The sequence below is a fragment of the Nostocoides japonicum T1-X7 genome, assembly GCF_001046855.1.
Taxonomy (GTDB): domain Bacteria; phylum Actinomycetota; class Actinomycetes; order Actinomycetales; family Dermatophilaceae; genus Nostocoides; species Nostocoides japonicum.
The window spans coordinates 1,920,180-1,935,712 of sequence record NZ_HF570958.1; the positions used below are offsets into that span (position 1 = coordinate 1,920,180).

Genomic DNA, 15,533 nt, shown 5'->3' on the forward strand with positions numbered 1-15,533 from the left:
GTTCTACACGAGTGCGGAGGTGTATGCGCTGGATCTGGAGGTGATCTTCGGTCGGCATTGGTTGTTCTGTGCGACGGAGGCGGAGATTCCGGAGCCGGGGGACTTCGTGACGGTGGAGGTGGGGTCGACGTCGGTGATCATCGTGCGGGATGACGATGAGGGAGTGTCGGCGCTGTTGAACGTGTGTCGGCATCGGGGGTCGCGGATCGTGGATGATCCGTGTGGGGCGGTGGGGAACTTCGTGTGTCCGTATCACCAGTGGACGTATCGCACGGATGGGTCGTTGATCTTCGCCGAGTCTTCGCAGCCGGGGTTCGATCGGTCGGCGTTCGGGTTGCGGCGGGTGCCGGTGCGGAGTCTGGCGGGGTTGGTGTTCGTGTGTCTGTCGGATGAGCCGCCGGTGGATTTCGATGAGGTGGCGGGGGTTCTGGAGCCGTATCTGGCGCCGTACCGGTTGGCGGGGTTGAAGGTGGCGCATCAGACGGATCTGATGGAGGCGGGTAACTGGAAGCTGGTGATGGAGAACAACCGGGAGTGTCTGCATTGTGATGCGGGGCATCCGGAGTTGACCAGCGCCTACTTCCCGTTCATCCAGTACAGCCCGGAGGATGTCACCCCGCGGCTGCGGGCGTTGTACGAGCGGTTCCTGCAGGCGGAGTCGCGGCTGGCGTCTGCCGGCGCCGCGGCGGGGATCCCGTCGGGGTCGCACCGTGAGCTCGACGGGCGGGCGAGCGGCTACATGATCCGCCACTTCCCCCTCGACGGGGACGGCGCCTCGTTCGGGATGGGCGGCAAGCCGATCAGTCGCAAGCTCGTCGGGGAGATCACCGACCCGGCATTCGGGGACATGTCGCTCCACTTCCAGCCGAACTCGTGGTTCCACTTCTGCAGCGACCATGCGGTGGTGTTCCGGGCGTTGCCGGTCGCGCCGGACCGGACGCTCGTGCGCACGACGTGGCTGGTCCATGCCGACGCGGTCGAGGGTGTCGACTACGACGTCGACACGCTCACCGAGGTGTGGAAGGCGACCAACGACGAGGACCGCGGGTTCGTGGAGCGGCAGCAGCGGGGCGTCAGCGACCCCGGCTACCTGCCCGGACCGTATGCGACCGTCGAGGACGACGTCGAGAGCTTCGTGACCTGGTACATCCAGCGGATGCAGTATCACTTCGGTGGGGGCCGCGACCACCTCGGCCTCGTCCCGCGGGCCGCCGCCCAGTGATCCTCGCCTGCTTCGTCGAAGCGACCCAGCTCCCGGTCGTCGCACCCGCGTGCCGACCGCTCACCACCATCACCTGGGACGGGAGTCCTCTATGAAGGCCATCGATGCCAACGGCACGTACAAGGTGTTCGGCAAACGACCGGACAAGGCGGTCGAGCGGCTGCGTGCCGGCGCGACGCGTGAGGAGCTGCGGAAGGAGGGCACGACGGCGGCTGTCATCGATGCCAGCTTCGAGGTGGAGGAGGGCGAGATCTTCGTCGTGATGGGCCTGTCCGGGTCGGGCAAGTCCACGCTCATCCGGATGGTCAACGGGCTGTGGGAGCCGACGGCCGGGGAGCTGCAGGTGTACGGCGAGGACATCGTGAAGATGGACCAGCAGCAGCTGCGCCGGACTCGCCGGGAGAAGGTCAGCATGGTCTTCCAGCACTTCGCGCTGCTGCCGCACCGGACGGTCGGTGAGAACGCCGCATACGGCCTGCAGATCCAGGGGATCGGCAAGGACGAGCAGCAGAAGCGGGCCAAGGAGGCGCTGCGCCTGGTCGGCCTGAAGGGGTGGGAGGACTCCCTGCCCGGTCAGCTGTCCGGTGGGATGCGCCAGCGGGTCGGGCTCGCCCGGGCGCTGGCTGCGGGGACGAACATCATGCTGATGGACGAGGCGTTCAGCGCGCTCGACCCGCTCATCAAGCGCGAGATGCAGGATCAGCTCGTCGACCTGCAGAGCAAGTTGGGCAAGACGATCCTGTTCATCACCCACGACCTGAACGAGGCGATGCGGTTGGGGGACCGGATCGCGATGATGCGGGACGGGCGGATCGTGCAGATCGGCACCTCGGAGGACATCCTCAACAACCCGGCGAACGACTTCGTGGCCCAGTTCGTCCAGGACGTCGACCGTTCCCGGGTGCTGACCGCGAGCTCGGTGATGGCGCCGCCGGTGGCTCTCGTCGGGGCCGAGCAGGGCCCGCTGGCGGTGCACAAGCTGATGCGTGAGAACCAGACCTCCCGTCTGTTCGTCGTCAACCGGGACCGGACGCTGGCGGGTGCGGTCGATGAGGAGCGGGTCGTCGCGGCGGCCAAGGAGGGCGCCAAGACCCTCGAGGGCATCCTCGACACGACCGTCGTCAGTGTGCCGGCCAACGCTCGGCTCAGCGACCTGCTGTGGCTCAGCGCCAACAGCCCCAAGGCCCTGGCGGTCGTCGACGACGACAACACCGTCGTCGGCGTGATCGCCCGGGTCACCCTCCTGCAGGCCCTGGCACAGGTCCGGGCCGAGCATGCCAGCGCCCTGGAAGAGGTGGTGTCCGCATGATCGCCAGCCTGGTCGCCGACGGATCGTCCGGCCTGCCGCGGATCCCCATCGGGGACTGGATCAACAGCATCTTCACCTGGCTGACGGACAACCTGTCGGGCCTGTTCAACGTCATCAGCGACATCGTCGGTGGACTGGTCAACGGGCTCATCAACGTTCTGGAGGCGCCCAACCCCATCGTCCTGGCGGTGATCTTCGCGCTCATCGGGCTCGCGGTCCGTGGCTGGCAGTTCGCCGTCGGCGCGTTGATCGGTCTGCTGCTCGTCATCAGCATGGAGCAGTGGGAGTTCGCGATGCAGACCCTCGCGCTCGTCGTCGTCGCGACCGTCGTGGCCATCGTCATCGCCATCCCCCTGGGGATCCTCGCGGCGCGCAGCAACCGCGCGAGCTCGACGCTGAAGCCGCTCATGGACCTCATGCAGACGATGCCGGCCTTCGTCTGGCTCGTCCCGGTCGTCACCCTGTTCGGCATCGGCGTCGTGCCCGGCGTCGTGGCGACGATCATCTTCGCCCTGCCACCCGGGGTCCGGTTCACCGAGCTGGGCATCCGCGGCGTGGACGCCGAGATCGTCGAGGCGTCCCACGCCTTCGGGGCGACGCCGCGCCAGACCCTGTTCGGTGTCCAGCTTCCGCTGGCGATGCCGACGATCATGGCCGGTGTCAACCAGGTCATCATGCTGGCCCTGTCGATGGCCGTCATCGCCGGCCTCGTCGGCGCCGAGGGCCTGGGCGGTCAGGTCACCTCCGCCATCTCCACCCTCGACCTCGGCCTCGGCTTCGAAGCCGGCCTGTCGGTCGTCATCCTCGCGATCTTCCTCGACCGGGTCACCTCCTCGGTCGGGCAGGGCCACTCCGGTGGGCTGTTCCGCCTGGGTGCGCTGCGCCGCAAGGGAGCGGGCGCCGTCGACGAGGAGCTCCTCGACACCGACGAGGAGGGTGCCGCCAGCCCGCCACCGACCGACCTTCCGACCTCCGTCCGCGCCTGAGCACGCGCCCGGACCGGCGCCTCGCTCGCACCAACGACCTTCCCCCATCCCCCGAGAGGAACAACCCATGTCCACACGCACGATCTCCCGCTCGATGCGGCTCGGTGTCACCGTTGCCGCCGTGGCGATGCTGGCAGCCGGCTGCGGCAGCAGCGGCAGCGGTAGCGGTAGCGGCGGCAGCGGCGGCGACAAGAAGGACGTGAGCATGGGGGTGATTCCCGCCTGGACCGACCAGCTGGGCACCGGCTACCTCATCAAGAACATCCTCGAGAGCAACGGCTACACGGTGAAGGTCACCGAGCTGAGCGACAACGCGCCGCTGTACACCGCACTGTCCCGGGGCGACATCGACCTCCTCACCTCGGCGTGGATCGAGAAGACCCACCTGTCGTACTGGAAGACGTACGGCAGCAAGCTGGAGGACCTCGGCGTCTACTACCACGGTGCCGACTCCTACCTCGCCGTGCCCAACTACGTCACGGACGTCAAGACGATCGCCGACCTTCCGGCCCACGCCTCGGAGTTCAACAACACGATCACCGGGATCGAGCCGGGCGCGGGCCTGACGAAGCTGACCAAGGACTCGGTCATGCCGGCCTACGGGCTCGACAAGGACTTCAAGCTCCAGCTCTCCTCGACGGTCGCCATGCTGACGGCGCTCAAGCAGGCCGTCGCCGCCAAGAAGCCCATCGTCGTGACGCTGTGGAGCCCGTTCTGGGCCAACAGCAGCTTCCCGGTCCACAAGATCGACGACCCGAAGGGCGCCTACGGCAAGCCGGAGAACCTCCACGTCATCGCGCACAAGGGCTTCTCCTCCGAGGACCCGAAGGTCGCCAAGATGCTCAGCCACTTCCAGATGACCCAGAAGCAGTACGAGTCGCTGGAGAACCTCATCGTCAACAAGTACCCCAAGGGCGAGACGGCCCAGGCCGTCAGCGCGTGGCTCAAGGACAACCCCGACTTCGCCACGAACCTCGCGCAGTACCTGAAGTAGCCGACCCTCGGTTCGGGTGGACCACCCCGCTCCCGCGGGACGGGCCACCCGAACCGAGCCGGGGCCTCATGCCGCCAGTGCTTCCGGCGACTGACGGCAGGGCCCGCACACATCACAGCCGACAGCCCTCCGTTGCGAGGGCAGGATGGAGAAGACCCGTGGCAGACAACAGAGTCGTCGTCTACAAGGGCCCGGGAAAGGTCGCCGTCGAGGACATCGACTACCCCAAGCTCGAGCTTCCCGACGACGTCGTGACCGGCCTCGGCATCAAGAAGGCCGCGCCGCACGCGGTCGTCCTGCGCCTCGTCACGACGAACATCTGCGGCAGCGACCAGCACATGGTCCGGGGTCGGACGACCGCACCGGTCGGGCAGACCCTGGGCCACGAGATCACCGGCGAGGTCGTCGAGGTCGGCGACGACGTCCTGTTCGTCAAGCCGGGGGACATCTGCTCGGTGCCGTTCAACATCGCCTGCGGGCGCTGCCGGATGTGCAACGAGGGCAAGACCGGCATCTGCCTCAACGTCAACCCCGCCCGGGCGGGCGCCGCCTACGGCTACGTCGACATGGGCGGGTGGCTCGGGGGCCAGGCGGAGTACGTCATGGTGCCGTTCGCCGACTTCAACCTGCTGAGGTTCCCCGACCGCGACGCCGCCCTCGCCAAGATCCTCGACCTGACGATGCTGTCGGACATCTTCCCGACCGGCTACCACGGGGCCTACACGGCGGGCGTGACGACCGGCTCGACCGTCTACGTGGCCGGGGCGGGTCCCGTCGGCCTCGCCGCGGCATACTCCGCGCAGCTCCTGGGCGCCTCCGTCGTCATCGTCGGAGACATGAACGCCGACCGGCTCGCGCAGGCCGGCAGCTTCGGCTGCGAGACCGTCGACCTCAGCTCCGGCGGCGACCTGGCCGACATGATCGCCGACATCGTCGGGGAGCCCGAGGTCGACGCCGCGGTCGACGCCGTCGGATTCGAGGCCCGCGGCCACGGCGCGGGCGCCGCGGAGGCGCCGGCGACGGTCCTCAACGACATGATGTCCGTCGCGCGGGCCGGCGCCGGTCTCGGCATACCGGGCCTCTACGTCACCGGAGACCCGGGAGCAGTCGACGACAACGCCAAGGTCGGCCAGATCGGGGTCCGGCTCGGGCTCGGCTGGGCCAAGTCGCACACCTTCGCGACGGGACAGTGCCCCGTCAAGCGCTACAACCGCCAGCTGATGAACCTCATCCTCGCCGACAGGGCCCACATCGCCCAGGCCGTCAACGCCGTGACCATCAGCCTCGACGACGCTCCCCGGGGCTACCAGGAGTTCGACCAGGGCGCGGCCAAGAAGTACGTCATCGACCCGCACGGCATGGTCCCGGCCGCCTGAGCCGTGTGTGTCCACTCGCGTCGCCGTCGGCGACCGTGATCTCGTCCGTATCTGACCCGACAGACGCATCGCCGTCGATCTGCCATCCCCGAGAGGAACACCCGATGATTACTCCGAGACTCTCTTTGACTGTGCGGTGGGGGGTCCCCGTCGTCGCCGTGGCGATGCTGGCGGCCGGCTGCGGCAGCAGTGACAACTCCGGCGGGAGCGGGAGCGGCACGGCCGCCAGCAAGGACGTGAGTATCGGGATGGTCCCGAGCTGGACCGACCAGTCCGGCACCGCGTACCTGGTGAAGAACGTCCTGGACGCCAACGGCTACAACGTCAAGATCACCGAGCTGAGCGATAACGCGCCCATCTACACGGCCCTCTCGCGCGGGGACCTCGATCTGATGACCTCCTCGTGGAAGGACGGCCTCCAGAAGTCGTACTGGGCGACGTACGGCAGCAAGCTGGAGGACCTCGACGTCTACTACGACGGGGCGAAGTCGTTCCTCGCGGTCCCCGACTACATGTCCGATGTCACCTCGATCGAGGACCTGCCCGGCAAGGCCGCGGAGTTCAACAACACGATCACCGGCATCGAGCCGGGTGCCGGTCTGACGAAGGTGACCAAGGAAGACGTGATGCCCGGCTACGGGCTCGACAAGAAGTTCAAGCTCCAGCTGTCGTCGACGGTCGCGATGCTCACGGCCCTCAAGCAGTCCATCGCCGCGAAGAAGCCGATCGTCATCACGATGTGGGCGCCGTTCTGGGCCAACAGCTCCTTCCCCATCAAGCCGCTGGCGGACCCGAAGGGGCTGTACGGCAAGCCGGAGAACCTCCACGTCATCTCGCGTAAGGGCTTCACCTCCGACCAGCCCAAGGTCGCGAACATGCTCAAGCACTTCAAGCTGTCCCAGAAGCAGTACGAGTCGCTGGAGAACCTCATCGTCAACAAGTACCCCAAGGGTGAGGAGGCACAGGCGGTCGCGGCGTGGCTCAAGGCCAACCCCGACTTCGCCCCGAACCTCGCCCAGTACCTCAAGTAGCCGACCCGCCCCGGGTGCCGCGCCGGCCTGGCAGGGTGGCACCCGGGGCCCGTTCGGCTCGACAGGCGACCACCGACCCATCGGACGGAGACCCCAGATGAACCCGCTGCAGCGTGCAGCACCTGTCGATGTCGAGGCCCTCATCGCGCGCCGCCCGATGGGGCTGAGTCTCGAGGCGCCGTTCTACACCGACGAGGCGATCTACGACCTCGACCTGGCCCGCATCTTCGGCAGGCACTGGCTGTTCTGCGCGACCGAGGCGCAGATCCCCGAGCCGGGTGACTACGTGACGATGGACGTCGGTCCGTACTCGGTCATCCTCGTCCGTGACGAGGGGGGCTCGATCCGTGCGCATCACAACGTATGCCGTCACCGCGGGGCTCGCGTCCTGTGGGACGAGTGCGGGTCGGTCGCCAACATCGTGTGTCCCTACCACCAGTGGACCTACCGCACCGACGGCACGCTCATCTTCGCCGAGTCCCAGCCGCCGACCTTCGAGATGGAGGCCTACGGGCTGCGGCCCGTCTCGGTGCGAACCATGGCGGGGCTCGTCTTCGTCCACCTGGGGGAGCGGCCCCCGGACGACTTCGCGGAGATGGCGGCCGTCCTCGAGTCCTACCTGGCGCCGTACGACCTGCGGAACACCAAGGTGGCGCGTCAGGAGGAGGTGGTCCAGGAGGGCAACTGGAAGCTCGTCCTGGAGAACAACCGCGAGTGCCGCTACAACGAGGCGTCGCACCCGGACCTGGCCACCTCCTACTTCCCCGTCTTCGGGTACTCCGAGAACGACATCTCGCCGCAGCTGCGGCCGGTGTTCGAGAGGTATCTCGTCGCGGCCGAGCGTCTCGAGGCCGCCCGCGCGGCAGCGGGTTTCCCGCGTGACGAGCGACGTGAGATCGACACCCGGGTCACCGGGTTCCACATCTCGCACCATCCGCTCGACGGTGAGGGCTCGTCCTTCGGGCCGCACGCCGAGCCGCTGTGCACGAGGCTGCTCGGCTCGATCGGCCAGCCGGCGTTCGGCGACCTGTCGCTGAAGTTCCAGCCCAACGCGTGGTTCCACTTCCTGTCCGACCACGCCGTCCTCTTCCGGATGCTTCCGGCGGGGCCGACCCGCAGCGTCCTGCAGACGACGTGGCTCGTGCACCGCGACGCCGTCGAGGGCGTCGACTACGACCCGGAGGCGTTGACCCGGTCGTGGCGGATCACGAACGCCCAGGACACGGCGCTCATCGCCAAGGCCCAGGACGGGGTGGAGAACCCCGCCTACGAGCCGGGTCCCTACTCGCTCGTCGAGGACGACATCGAGGCGTGCATCCGGTGGTACGTCGACCGGCTCACCGCGACCGGCGAGGACGTCGGCGCCGCGGTGGCGCAGTACGCGGCGGGCCTGTGATGACCCTGTTGCCATTGGTGTCGGCGCCCGACTGCTGGCAGGACACGGATCGGGCGACCCTGGTCTGTCGCGCGGTCCTGGAGATCACCCATGACGTGAGGAGCTTCCACTTCGCACCCGAGGGAGAGCAGACGTTCGGCTTCGAGCCGGGGCAGTTCGTCACCGTCGAGGTGGAGGTCGAGGGCCAGACCTACCAGCGCTGCTACACGATCTCCTCACCCCCGACCCGCCCGCACCTGATCTCCATCACCGTCAAGCGGGTCCTCGGCGGGCCGGTCTCGAACTGGCTGCACGACAACCTCCTCCCGGGTGGCCGGCTCACCGTCCAGGCCCCGCTGGGCAGCTTCACCCTCACCGATCCGGTCGCCCCCAAGTACCTGTTCCTCTCGGCCGGCAGCGGCATCACGCCGCTCATGTCGATGACCCGCACGCTGTTCGACCTGGGCTCGGACGCCGACGTGCTCTTCGTCCACAGCGCCCGCACGCCGGCCGACATCGTCTTCCGGCGGGAGCTGGAGGCGATCGCCTCCGTCGCGCCGAACATCCGGGTCGTCCACGTCTGCGAGGGCGACTATCCCTCCGAGCGGTGGATGGGGCTGCGGGGCCGGCTGTCCACGGCCATGCTGCAGGCCATCGCCCCCGACCTGGAGGAGCGGGAGACCTACATCTGTGGGCCGGCCGCCTACATGTCCTCCGTCCGGCGCATCCTGCAGGACGTCGCCTACGACATGCGGCGCTACCACGAGGAGAGCTTCTCCTTCGACAGCCTGCCCGCCGGGGACGTGCCCGCCGCCCCCGAGGCCGAGGTCGCCGCCGGATCGGCCGACGCCCTCGGCGCCTCGGCCGACCAGGGACTCACCTACCGCGTGGAGTTCGTCAAGAGCGGCGTCACCGTCGACTGCCCCGCGGACCAGACGGTCCTCGAGGCGGCCTACGCCGCCGGCCTCAAGCCGCCGGCCTCGTGCACCCAGGGGATGTGCGGCACCTGCAAGCAGACGATGCTCTCCGGCGAGGTCGACATGCAGCACAACGGCGGGATCCGCCCTCGTGAGATCGCGCAGAACAAGGTCCTCATCTGCTGCTCCAAACCCCGCAGCGACCTGCGGATCGACGTATGACGAGTCTCGCCGGCGCGGACCTGTCGACCGCCCCAGGCCGGCGGCCGGACGCGTCGACGCACTCATCGGCGGAGCGGGTCGCGGACCTGCTCCTGGCCTTCGCCGAGGGCGAGGTGGGTGGCGACCACGGGGTGAGCGAGCTGTCTCGGACCCTCGGCCGGGAACGCAGCCAGATCTCCCGGATGCTCCACGCCCTCGAGCGCCGAGGACTCGTCGAGCAGGATCGGCGGACCCGTCGGTACCGCCTCGGCTGGTCGCTCCTGGTCATCGCCGCCACCGCCGGAGACGACGCCCTGCTGCGAGCGGCACGGCCCATCCTGCGCGGCCTCGTCACCGAGACCGGCGAGACGGCCTTCCTGTCCGTCCTCCACGGACGCCACGCGCTCACCGTCCTGACCGAGGAATCCACACGCCTCATGCGCGCGGCCGAGCCGGTGGGCGGGCGGTCGCCGCTCCACTGCACCGCGGCCGGGCGAGCCCTGCTGTTCGACAGCGAGGCCCACGTCGTGGAGGCCCTGACCGCGCAGGACCTGGCGGCCGACCGGCCCGGACCCGCGACGACCGCTCCATGCACCCTCGAGGAGCTGCACCCCAGGCTGCGGGCGGAACGCGAGCGCGGATGGGCCGTCGCCGACGAGGAGGTCGAGATCGGGCTCACCTCGATCGGCGTGCCCGTCCGAGGCGCGTCGCACGACATCGTCGCCGCCGTCAGCGTCTCCGGACCCACCGCGCGACTGAGCGCCCGGACCGACGAGCTGGCCCACCGGCTGCAGGTCGGCGCCGAGGCGATCCGGGCCGCGACGACTCGGCCGCGCGGGCACGCGATGCGTTAGCGGACACCGATGCCCGCCCGGGCGTCTCCGATGGCGCTGGGCATCCGGGATCGATCGGACGTGGAGGAGGAAGGGCATGGCAAGGGCGAGGCCGATGCTGGTCACCCGCCTCGCCACGACGCCCATCAAGGGCCGCAATCCCGACGTGGGCCCGACGGATCTGCGGACCCTGGGGATGATCGAGGACCACCGCGGACTGTCGGAGACGATCCTCGGCCGCGGCGTCGCCTTCGGGGTGTATGCCGACGTACTCCGGCCTGGGCGGGTGTGTCTCGCGGACGTCCTGGAGCGCGGTGACTAGGGTCATGACGAGCCGTCGTCGGCATTCGCGCGATGCGTCGAACACTAGGATGGGAAGTCGAATACTCACCCATGACGCCTTGCGGCGCGACAGCGCCGAGCCTGACTCGTCGGCGCGTGACGGGGGAGGTGCCGAGGTGAAGGGTGGAGAGGTGCGAGCGCAACGGGTCGAGGACACTCCGGGTGGACGGCTCCCGGCGGTCGCCGATCCCTTGCGGCCGTTCGAGAGCCGCTCGGCAGGAGTCGCGACGACCGAGCGCGTCCTCTTCGGCCGGCTCACGACCGAGGACCCGGTGCAGGCCGTCGTCCGGCGGATCCGCACGGCGATCGGCCTGGGTATCCTCACCGACGGCCAGAAGCTGCCCAAGGAGGCCGACCTCGCCAGACAGCTCGGCGTGACGGCCTTCTCGCTGCGCGAGGCCCTCAGCGCGCTGCGGGACGCGGGCCTCATCGTGACGAGGGTCGGCAAGAACGGCGGGAGCTACGTCCAACGCCCGCCCGCGTCCGACTCCATCGCCGAGGAGCAGCTCACCGGACTCACCGCGACCGAGCTTCGCGACCTCGGCGACTGGCGAGCCGTCCTCGTGACGTATGCCGCCTGGCTGGCGGCCCAGCGCGCCTCCGCCGCGAGCAGCGACCGGCTCGCCTCCTACGCGGAGGAGCTCGCCGACGCCGACACGGCGGCCGCTGCGCGACGCGCCCTGGGACGCTTCCACGTGGAGCTGGCGGCCGCGGCGCAGTCGATGCGGCTGACCCGCGCCGAGCTGGCTCTCCACGAGGAGTTCGACTGGCTCGTCCAGGTGCTGCTGCGCGACGAGACCCATCGCCGCGCGATCGTCAGGACGATGCTCGAGGTCAGCGCGACGGTCCGCGCCGGCGACGCCGCGGCGGCGTGGGTGGCCGGTGAGCAGCTCACGGCATACCTCGTCACCGAGCTGACCAGGTCCCGGCTGCGTCTCATCGCGGCCGGGTCCGCCGGCCCCGGGCCGAAGCGGAGGAGGGCCGGGGACATCGTCGCCGAGCTGCGTCGCATCTCCAAGCAGACCGTCGGCATCTTGGAGGACATCGCGGACGACGTCGCCGCGGGCGTCACGATGCCACCGACGTCAGGGGAGCTCAACGGTGTCGTCGCACGCAGCGTCCTCCCGCGGCTGGGCCGGGTCGAGGACCTCGTCCACGGGGTCGGATTCATGGCCGAGGTGGGCCTCCTGCCGGAGGCCGAGTACTGGATGGAGTGGTGGCAACGGGCCTCCGACGGGACCTTCGACCGGGACTACAGCCATCAGCTCGACCCGAGCCTCGACGACTTCTACGAGTACGGGTCCCAGGACTACCTGACCCGGCCGCGCGCCACCGGACGGCCGAACGCCATGGGCCCCTACATCGACCACGGCGGCGTCGACGACTACCTCGTGACCGTGTCCCTGCCCGTCGCCAGGGAGGGGACGTTCCTCGGCGTCATCTGCATCGACATCCGCGTGGCCGGACTCGAGCGCGCTCTCTCGCCCTGGCTCGCGCGCGCGGACGGCACGTGTCTCGTCCTCAACGCCGAGTCCCGGGTGCTGCTGTCCAACGCCGTGCGGTACAACGTCGGCGACGTCCTGCCGCAGTCCTCGGACCTGTCGCTGACCGACGTCGGATGGTTCGGCTGGGTCGTCGCCCGGGCGCCCGAGGAGCCCTGACCCGCCCCACCGCCCCGATGTCCCGGCTCAGCTGCTCCCAATCCCCAGCCGTCCCGGCTCGGCTGCCTCAGCCCAGCCTGTCGCCGACGCCCGCCCCACCGCCCCCATGTGTGCTCGCTTTATCGGGTCACCCGATAAAGCGAGCACAGGGGGTGCGGCACGTGTTCCGGGGTCACCCCGGAACACGTGGGTTCACCGGACTTCGCTTGTCGGGTGAAGGTGGGTCTTCTCGGGTCACCCCGGAAGACTGGCGACGCCGGCGGCAACCGGGGGGAGCGCAGCGGCGAGCCGGCTGATGGTGGCCGCGACCTCCGGGTCGAGGGGGAGCGCGGGCAGCCGGGGGCCACCGATCGCGAATCCCGTTGCGGCGAGGGCGGTCTTGACGGCCGGCCCGAAGGGCGCGTTCATGATGGCGTCGATGAGCGGGTAGATGGCGCACCACTCGCTACGGGCCCGGCGGAGGTCGCCGTCGGTCATGGCGGCGTGGATCGAGACGAGCTGGGGGGCGATGACGTTGGCCGTTCCGGCCATGACGCCGGGAGCCCCCTCGGCGAGGGCGGCGAGCATGAGGGCGTCCCAGCCGACGAAGGTCGAGACGACGTCGCCGTAGCCGTGGATGAGCCGCGCCGCCTGGACGATGTCGGCGGAGGTGTCCTTGACGTACTGGATGTTCTCGACGTCCCGGGCCAGTCCGCCGACGAAATCGGGGGTCATGTTGACGCCGGTCGCGACGGGGAGGTTGTAGAGCATGACGGGTATGCCGACGGCGTCGGCGACGGTGGCGAGGTACCGGGCGGTCTCCTGGAGGGTCAGCGGCTCGTAGTACGGCGCGACGATCATGACGACGGACGCCCCCGCCTGCTCGGCGTGCCGGGAGAGGGCGATCGCCTCGGCCGTCGACTGGGCACCGGTCTGGGCGACGACCGGGACCCGGCCGGCCGTCTGGTCGATGACTGTCTCGACGACCCGACGTCGCTCGTCTGAGCTGAGGGTCGTGAACTCGCCCGTCGAGCCGCAGGCGACGACGCCGTGGACGCCGCCGACGATGTTGCGGTCGACGACGCGGCGCAGGCCCTCCTCGTCGAGGGCGCCCTCGTCGTCGAAGGGCGTGAGGAGTGCGGACAGGACGCCACTGAGCGGGGTTGGCATGGTGTCTCCTTGGGGTTCGGTGAGCGGATGTTCGGTATGCGGATGGTCGATCGTCACGAGCGGGGTGCCGCTCGAGGTGGGTGGCGGCGAGCTCAGCCGGCGTTGAGGACCGTCTGGGCGGCCCCGGCGGCGGTCAGGCCGGTGCGGATCGACGTCTCGGTGTACTGCGTGCCGAGGTAGTCGCCCGCGAGGAAGATCCGGGTGTCGCGCTTGCGGGTCAGCACCGGCTGGAGCCTGGCGCGTCCGGGGAAGGAGTAGACGGATCCCTCGGGCCACCGGGCGGGTTCGGCCTCGCTGACGTGCGAGGCGAGTCCGGGAAGGACCGCGTCGAGGTCGTCGACGTAGGTCTTGACGATGGTCTCGTCGTCCTGGTCCATGAGGCGCAGCGCCAGGAGGGCGGGGGAGAAGGTCATGAAGCTGCTCCCCGGCCGGCGGACGGGCGAGGCGCCGTGGACGGGGTTGGACATGTTGAGGACGACGTTGAACGAGCGCTTCGGCGTCGCGATGCCGTAGGTGTCGTCCCACGGCTGCGGCTCGGTCTCGTCGGTGAGGAACGCCGCGCTGACGAACGGCCCGTACTTGATGCGGGAGAGCGCGTCGCGCAGGTCCGGATCGAGGGTGACCGCGATGCGGTGGGACACGCTCGCCGTCGTCGCGAGGACGACGGCCCGCGCCTCGGCCTCGTGGTCGGAGCCGTTCTGGTGGTACCGCACGGTCACCGAGTCCTTGCCGTGGACGACCTCCTGGACCTCGGCGCCCAGCTGGACACGGTCTCCCAGCGCGGCGGAGATCCCCTCGGTGAGGGTCGAGGGTCCGCCGACGATGTAGTGCGAGAGTCCGGCGCCGATGTTCCACACGAGGTTGAAGTAGCCGACGCCCGCACCGGCGGAGATCTGGTCCATCTCCGCCGACGACCGGGTCACCGTCGGCTTGAACAGCGCCTCGGCGTCCTCCGGGAGGGGGCCGATGAAGTCGGCGAACGACCGGTCGTTCATGAAGTCGTAGACGCGCTGCTGGCGAGTCTCCTGGTCCTCGCCGGGGCGCAGCGCCGACAGCCGGGAGTAGCGGGCCACGGCCAGCCTGACCTTCGCGCCGGCGCGGACGAGGCGGATCCGGTCGTGCCACGACATGGGGACGCGGAAGGGGAAGGTCTCGACGCGGCCGCTCAGCAGCAGGCGTCCGTTCATCGCAAGGGCGGCCAGGCCACCCGGCACCGGCCGGGAGGCATACCCCGTCTCGCGCAGCAGCTGCTGGGTGGAGGAGGTGACGCTGCCGTCGTAGACGTGACCACCCCAGTTCATCCAGTACGGGCCGCGTCGCTCCGAGCGGATGCGGCCCCCCACCCGCTCCGCCGCCTCGAGCACGAGGACGTCGCGTTCCCGGACCCCCCACGCGGCCGACAGTCCGGCAATGCCTCCTCCGACGACGACGACGTCTCTCATCGAGGTCCTTCCGTATGCGATGGGCTGGGTGTCAGCGGCCGGGCCGTCCGTGGCGGTGGGCCGGGTGTCCCGGTGGGCCGCGGGTGGTGCGCCGGCACGGCGTGCGGTCCCAGCGTGCCCATCCCAGGGAACACGAGAACAGACACCGGGCCGAGGACGACCCACGTCTGACCCGTTGAGTTACCCTCGCTCTCACGGAGGCAGGGATGACGGACGAGGTGTTGACCGCGCTGGTGCGGGAGCCGGGCGGTGTCGCCCGTCGACGAGCTGCCCTCGTCCAGGACGCCCTCGTGGTGGGGCCCACCCATGCCGCCGAGCTCCACGGCGTGACGCGGCGCACCGCGACGAAGTGGCTGAGCCGATATCGGGCTGCGGGCGCCGCCGGGCTGGCGACTGACGACCGGCGACGTCGGGCCCATGACGAGGTGCACCGCACCGTCCTCACGGCGCCACTGTGGATGCCGACGCCGAAGTGGTCGAGTCGGAGCGTCGCCGACCGCCTCGGCGTGAGCCAGGCGACCGTGGCGCGCGTCTGGGCCGATGCGTCGGCGGGGTCCGACCTGGCCGAGCGGCTCGCTGCGCGGATCGAGCCGACGCAGGCCACGCTCGCCGGCCTGCTCGTCGGTCCGCCGGGCACCGTCGTCGTCGTGCGTCGCGCGCTCCCGATCCCGGGAGAGGCCGGCGCGGTCGCCGTG

General features: G+C 69.8%; 14 protein-coding genes. 12 read left to right on the forward strand and 2 right to left on the reverse strand.

Annotation, left to right across the window (positions count from 1 at the left end; genetic code table 11):
- Positions 1–19 precede the first annotated feature (19 nt).
- The 11 genes from BN12_RS08635 (at position 20) to BN12_RS08685 (ending at position 12,247) form a co-directional block, all read left to right on the forward strand.
- The gene (locus BN12_RS08635; protein ID WP_235432346.1) at positions 20–1,222 is read left to right on the forward strand and encodes an aromatic ring-hydroxylating oxygenase subunit alpha; all 1,203 of its coding nucleotides are present in this window, start codon (positions 20–22) and stop codon (positions 1,220–1,222) included.
- Between the two features lie 91 nt (positions 1,223–1,313).
- On the forward strand, positions 1,314–2,531 hold the full coding sequence (locus BN12_RS08640; RefSeq protein WP_048551715.1) for a quaternary amine ABC transporter ATP-binding protein: 1,218 nt from the start codon (positions 1,314–1,316) through the stop codon (positions 2,529–2,531).
- Positions 2,528–3,517: an ABC transporter permease gene (locus tag BN12_RS08645; protein WP_048551716.1), complete on the forward strand. Its 990-nt coding sequence runs from the start codon at positions 2,528–2,530 to the stop codon at positions 3,515–3,517. Before BN12_RS08640 ends, BN12_RS08645 begins: the two co-directional genes overlap by 4 nt.
- A gap of 67 nt (positions 3,518–3,584) precedes the next feature.
- A complete protein-coding gene (locus BN12_RS08650; RefSeq protein WP_048551717.1) occupies positions 3,585–4,511 on the forward strand; it encodes a glycine betaine ABC transporter substrate-binding protein in 927 nt (308 codons plus the stop codon).
- A 158-nt stretch (positions 4,512–4,669) separates the two neighbouring features.
- Positions 4,670–5,887, forward strand: a complete 1,218-nt coding sequence (gene fdhA, locus BN12_RS08655; protein WP_048551719.1) for a formaldehyde dehydrogenase, glutathione-independent — start codon at positions 4,670–4,672, stop codon at positions 5,885–5,887.
- A gap of 104 nt (positions 5,888–5,991) precedes the next feature.
- The gene (locus tag BN12_RS08660) at positions 5,992–6,918 is read left to right on the forward strand and encodes a glycine betaine ABC transporter substrate-binding protein (RefSeq protein ID WP_235432347.1); all 927 of its coding nucleotides are present in this window, start codon (positions 5,992–5,994) and stop codon (positions 6,916–6,918) included.
- A 97-nt stretch (positions 6,919–7,015) separates the two neighbouring features.
- On the forward strand, positions 7,016–8,314 hold the full coding sequence (locus tag BN12_RS08665; protein WP_048551723.1) for an aromatic ring-hydroxylating oxygenase subunit alpha: 1,299 nt from the start codon (positions 7,016–7,018) through the stop codon (positions 8,312–8,314).
- The gene (locus tag BN12_RS08670) at positions 8,314–9,432 is read left to right on the forward strand and encodes a hybrid-cluster NAD(P)-dependent oxidoreductase (RefSeq protein WP_048556156.1); all 1,119 of its coding nucleotides are present in this window, start codon (positions 8,314–8,316) and stop codon (positions 9,430–9,432) included. Before BN12_RS08665 ends, BN12_RS08670 begins: the two co-directional genes overlap by 1 nt.
- Positions 9,429–10,265 (forward strand): IclR family transcriptional regulator, encoded by an 837-nt coding sequence (locus BN12_RS08675; RefSeq protein WP_083454514.1) that lies wholly within the window; start codon positions 9,429–9,431, stop codon positions 10,263–10,265. The genes BN12_RS08670 and BN12_RS08675 overlap by 4 nt, the downstream gene beginning before the upstream one ends.
- A 76-nt stretch (positions 10,266–10,341) precedes the next feature.
- Positions 10,342–10,566, forward strand: coding sequence for a hypothetical protein (locus tag BN12_RS08680; protein WP_157635415.1), 225 nt, complete (start codon positions 10,342–10,344; stop codon positions 10,564–10,566).
- Between the two features lie 151 nt (positions 10,567–10,717).
- Entirely contained in the window at positions 10,718–12,247 is a 1,530-nt protein-coding gene (locus tag BN12_RS08685) for a GntR family transcriptional regulator (RefSeq protein ID WP_053079985.1), read from the forward strand.
- 234 nt (positions 12,248–12,481) lie between these two features.
- Here BN12_RS08685 and BN12_RS08690 read toward each other — a convergent pair whose 3' ends face one another.
- Positions 12,482–13,396 carry a dihydrodipicolinate synthase family protein gene (locus tag BN12_RS08690; RefSeq protein ID WP_048551726.1) on the reverse strand — a complete coding sequence of 305 codons (915 nt, stop codon included), beginning with the start codon at positions 13,394–13,396 and terminating at the stop codon, positions 12,482–12,484.
- Positions 13,397–13,488: 92 nt separating this feature from the next.
- A complete protein-coding gene (locus tag BN12_RS08695; protein ID WP_048551728.1) occupies positions 13,489–14,838 on the reverse strand; it encodes a flavin monoamine oxidase family protein in 1,350 nt (449 codons plus the stop codon).
- Between the two features lie 206 nt (positions 14,839–15,044).
- On the opposite strand from BN12_RS08695, the gene BN12_RS25075 reads away from it, so the two are divergent.
- On the forward strand, positions 15,045–15,533 hold a 489-nt coding region (locus BN12_RS25075; RefSeq protein WP_048551730.1), incomplete at its 3' end, for a helix-turn-helix domain-containing protein.